Below are 3,568 nucleotides of genomic sequence, written 5' to 3' on the forward strand. Positions count from 1 at the left end.
GGCACGATCACCATTTCGAGCGCGTCGCAGGCTTTGCGGTCGCCGGGTTCCGGATCGGTGGAAGGTTGCCAGCTCATATGCGTTTCCTTTCGGTCCGGTTGCGGCGAGGGCGCAGGATAGAACGAAGGGCGGTGGGATTTATAGGACGAAACCGCCCCCAAACTGCTTTCCTTCCCGTCATCATTCCGTTAGAAACTGCGAAAGCCCCCGGCCGAAAGGCATTGGGGGCTTTTGGCTTGTTTGGGCCGCCGCGCGGTCTCCCTTAAGGCATTGAAATCATGGCGAATGTGGTGGTTGTCGGCTCTCAGTGGGGCGACGAGGGCAAGGGCAAGATCGTGGATTGGCTGTCGGAGCGCGCCGATGTGGTGGTGCGATTCCAGGGCGGCCACAATGCCGGCCACACGCTCGTCATCGACGGCAAGGTCTACAAGCTGTCGCTGCTGCCGTCGGGCGTCGTGCGTCCAGGCAAGCTCTCGGTCATCGGCAACGGCGTCGTGGTCGATCCCTGGGCGCTCTGTGACGAACTCGGCAGGCTCCGGGAACAGGACGTCGCCGTTTCGCCGGAGACGCTGCGCATCGCCGAGAATGCCGTCCTGATCCTGCCGCTTCACCGCGAGCTCGACGAAATCCGCGAGACGTCGAATTCCGGCACGCGCATCGGCACGACGAAGCGCGGCATCGGACCGGCCTACGAGGACAAGGTTGGCCGTCGCGCGCTGCGCGTCATGGACCTCGTCGATCTCGACGCGCTCGAGGACAAGGTCGAGAAGCTGCTCGCGCATCACAATGCGTTGCGCAAGGGGCTCGGCAAGGAACTCATCGACGGCAAGGTGCTGACCGCGCAGCTGAAGGAAGTCGCGCCGAAGATCCTGCCCTTCATGGATACGGTCTGGCGCCTCCTCGACGATCTGAAGCGGCAGGGCAAGCGCATCCTCTTCGAAGGCGCGCAAGGCACGCTGCTCGATATCGACCACGGCACCTATCCTTACGTGACCTCGTCGAACACGGTCTCGGCGCAGGCGGCGACCGGCTCCGGCATGGGCCCCTCCTCGATCCACACCGTGCTCGGCATCACCAAGGCCTATACGACGCGCGTCGGCGAGGGTCCGTTTCCGTCGGAGCTTCATGACGAGGATGGCGCGCGCCTTGGCGAACGCGGTCATGAGTTCGGCACGGTCACGGGCCGCAAGCGCCGCTGCGGCTGGTTCGACGCTGTGCTGGTGCGTCAGGCGATCAAGACATCGGGCATCACCGATGTCGCGTTGACCAAGCTCGACGTGCTCGACGGTTTCGACGAGGTGAAGGTCTGCGTCGCCTACAAGCTCGACGGCAAGACGATCGACTACTTGCCGGCCTCTGCGGCGCTGCAGGCGCGCGTGGAGCCCATCTATGAAACGCTCGAAGGCTGGAAGGAAACGACCTTCGGCGCGCGGAGCTGGGCCGACCTTCCCGCGCAGGCGATCAAATATGTCCGTTATGTCGAGGAACTGATCGAGGCGCCGGTGACGCTGCTCTCGACCTCACCCGAGCGTGAGGACACGATCCTGATGAAGGATCCCTTCGAGGATTGAGGCCTTTTGACCCGTTCCAGTACTGTGGAGCCGATTGGATTCAATTTTTAGGCAAAATCGTAAATTTTTAACGAACGGACCTAAAAAGTCTTAACGGGCCCCTGCGTTCATGGGGGCATGTTTGTTCGACACCTCATACAGCTCCGGGCCAAATTCCGGGAGTTCCTGATCCCGACGGACCCTGTTGCCGCGCAGGTCCGCATCGAGGCCCTGCGGCTGGTCGCGCGCAATGGAAAACTCTCGTTCTTTTTCGTTCCCTTCATGGCGATGGTGCTTTCCCCCAGCGCCCTGATCTGGGCAAGGCCGGTCGACGTCATCCTCTGGGTCGTCGGCATCTTCATGGCCAACGTCGTGGATAGCGCAGTTTTCAAACGCTTTCGCGACAGCGATCAGAAGCCCGAGGACGCGGGACGATGGACGCTCATCTGCATAGGCGCGGTGCTGCCGTTGAACATCCTGTGGCCCCTCATCGTCGCGATCATCTGGACGCCCGGCGACGTTGCGAACAACGCCTTCATCACGAGCTTCCTCTGCGCGAGCCTCGCGGTCACGATCACGATCTACGGCCCCGCATTGCCGATTTCGATTTTGTGCCCGGTCATCTATATCCCCATTCTCATGCTCCACGCTGCAGCGGCCGCGCACGAAATGTCATTTCTCGGCCCGATCAACCTCGCCGGCTATGGCTTGCTGATGGGCGGCCTAGCCTGGAGTATCTCCTCGAATGTGAGCGGCGCGATCAGGCTCAAGCTGAAAAATGAAACCCTGACAAGAGATATTGCGGAGGCCCACCGAATTTCCGAAAACGCGCGTCGGCAGGCCGAAGAGGCTAACCGCGCCAAGAGCGAATTCCTGGCTTCCATGAGCCACGATCTGCGTACACCGCTGAACGCGATCATGGGATTCTCCGATTTGATGCTGCAGGGGACATACGGTCGTGTCGCGCCGGAGAGGTATACGGACTATATCCGCGACATACATGAAAGCGGCGAGCATCTTCTGGCGCTTATCAACGATATTCTCGACGTATCGAAGATCGAGGCGGGCAAGCGCGAACTGGAGCAAACGGAGGTACTGTTGCGCGACGTCGCGGAAGAGGCGGCGCACTTCGTCAAAATTCAGGCGGAGAAAGCAGACGTCCGGATCAGTTTCGATATTCCGTCCTTCGCGACGATGCGTGCCGACGAACGCGCACTCGTGCAAATATTGACCAATCTTCTGTCGAACGCCGTGAAGTTCACGAAGCCGGGCGGCTCGGCAACCGTCTTTGCCTGCAGTCGGCCGGACGGAACCTTGATCCTCGGCGTCGAGGATACCGGCGTCGGAATCTCGCCCGACGACATGGCGAAGGTTCTCGAGCCCTTCGGCCAGGTAAATCATTATGTGAGCGTCGAAGGACGCGGCACGGGCCTGGGACTGTCGATCGTAAAAGGATTGATCGAGGCGATGGGCGGCACATTCGGCGTGGACAGCACGCCCGATGTCGGTACGCGCGTCTGGGGCGAGTTTCCGTCGGGACTTGTCGCGCCGGTACGCGCCATTGCGTGAACACACGCACCTCGGCCTTTGCCGCGGTGCGTGTGCCACCATTTCAGGCGGTCGGTGCCGCCTTCAGGATTTCGGCAAAGATCAGCGCCAGGCCGACGATGCTGACGAGCCAGGCGAGCGTGCGTACATAGGCGATGCCCGCGTGGTAGAGCACCGCATGGCCGATGCGGCCCCAGAGATAGAGCTGGGCGCCAAGCACCGTGTTGGACGAGTGAATGTTGGCCACCTGTGCAACCAGCACGAGAATGATGAAAACCGGCAACGTCTCCAGCATGTTGCGATAGGCGCGATCGGCACGTCCCGGCCAGCCGGTCGAAGGCGCCGGATCGTCGCGGTTGCCGGCGTTCCAGGCAACGCTTTTGACGCGGGTATTCGCGGCCGACGCCAGCAAGATCAGAACGAGAAGCAGCACGGCGCTCCAGACGAGCGACCAGAGTTCGGCAGTCATG

The 3,568-nt window shown here is 61.6% G+C and carries 3 protein-coding genes; 2 read left to right on the plus strand and 1 reads right to left on the minus strand.

Annotation, left to right across the window (positions count from 1 at the left end):
- Positions 1-278 precede the first annotated feature (278 nt).
- Together VMR03_RS13415 and VMR03_RS13420 are read left to right on the plus strand one after the other, a co-directional pair.
- Positions 279-1,571, plus strand: coding sequence for an adenylosuccinate synthase (locus VMR03_RS13415; RefSeq protein WP_325406039.1), 1,293 nt, complete (start codon positions 279-281; stop codon positions 1,569-1,571).
- 117 nt (positions 1,572-1,688) lie between these two features.
- Positions 1,689-3,119, plus strand: a complete 1,431-nt coding sequence (locus VMR03_RS13420; RefSeq protein ID WP_325406041.1) for a sensor histidine kinase — start codon at positions 1,689-1,691, stop codon at positions 3,117-3,119.
- A 43-nt stretch (positions 3,120-3,162) separates the two neighbouring features.
- Here VMR03_RS13420 and VMR03_RS13425 read toward each other — a convergent pair.
- On the minus strand, positions 3,163-3,568 hold a 406-nt coding region (locus VMR03_RS13425), incomplete at its 5' end, for an MAPEG family protein (protein ID WP_325406043.1).

Origin of the sequence: Parvibaculum sp., from assembly GCF_035511255.1 — a bacterium.
Classification (GTDB): domain Bacteria; phylum Pseudomonadota; class Alphaproteobacteria; order Parvibaculales; family Parvibaculaceae; genus Parvibaculum.

Excerpts from the sequence above, each read along its gene's own strand:
- VMR03_RS13415 (WP_325406039.1), top strand. The coding sequence starts at position 279 with ATGGCGAATGTGGTGGTTGTCGGCTCTCAGTGGGGCGACGAGGGCAAG.
- VMR03_RS13420 (WP_325406041.1), top strand. The coding sequence starts at position 1,689 with ATGTTTGTTCGACACCTCATACAGCTCCGGGCCAAATTCCGGGAGTTC.